Origin of the sequence: Mesorhizobium sp. M7A.F.Ca.US.005.03.2.1 (genome assembly GCF_003997795.1) — a bacterium.
GTDB lineage: Bacteria > Pseudomonadota > Alphaproteobacteria > Rhizobiales > Rhizobiaceae > Mesorhizobium > Mesorhizobium ciceri.
The window spans coordinates 1-621 of the sequence record NZ_RZRP01001516.1; the positions used below are offsets into that span (position 1 = coordinate 1).

Consider the following 621-nt stretch of genomic DNA (forward strand, 5'->3'; position numbering starts at 1 on the left):
ATCTCGGGCAGGTCGATCTGCTTGATGTCGATGGAAACCGGCAGCGTCGTCGTGCCGCCGCTCGGCGCCGGCTGCGTGCTGGCCACCGGCAATCGCGCCAGCTCAATGCGCTCGGCGGCGATACGGTCGGCGCTGAAGTTTTTCGACAGCAGCGCCAGCGGCGACCAGTCGACGGCCACCTTGCGCGCCACCAGCCAGGCACCCTCGCGATCCTCCAGCACGACATGGTCGACGCTGAGGGCTCCCGACCAGATGCCGTCTATGCCGCTGACCGTGATCTTGCGGTCGTCGGTCGATGCCAGCCGCGAAATGATGCCGGCGAGATTGTCGCGGCCGCGCTCGGTCTTGGTTAGCACCACCAGCGCGCCGATCGCTCCCGCAATCACGATCAGCAGGGTGTAGAGAACAATGCGGAGGATGCGCCAGACTGTTTTCATCGCTCAGAATGCCTGTCCGATGCCGGCATAGATGCCGAAATGCGGATCGCCCGGATCGCGGTTGAGCGGCACGGCCGCGTCGATGCGCAGCGGCCCGAACGGCGTGACATAGCGCAGGCCGACGCCGGCGCCGACCTTGACATCGGAGAAATCGGGAACCGATTTGGTCGACACGGTGCCGGCA

2 protein-coding genes are annotated in these 621 nt (G+C 65.9%); both read right to left on the reverse strand.

The features are described from left to right. Positions 1-437 (reverse strand): hypothetical protein (locus tag EN991_RS38825; protein WP_164753080.1); only part of this gene is annotated, 437 nt, incomplete at its 3' end. 3 nt (positions 438-440) lie between these two features. Continuing rightward, positions 441-621 (reverse strand): BamA/TamA family outer membrane protein (locus tag EN991_RS38830; RefSeq protein WP_164769793.1); only part of this gene is annotated, 181 nt, incomplete at its 5' end.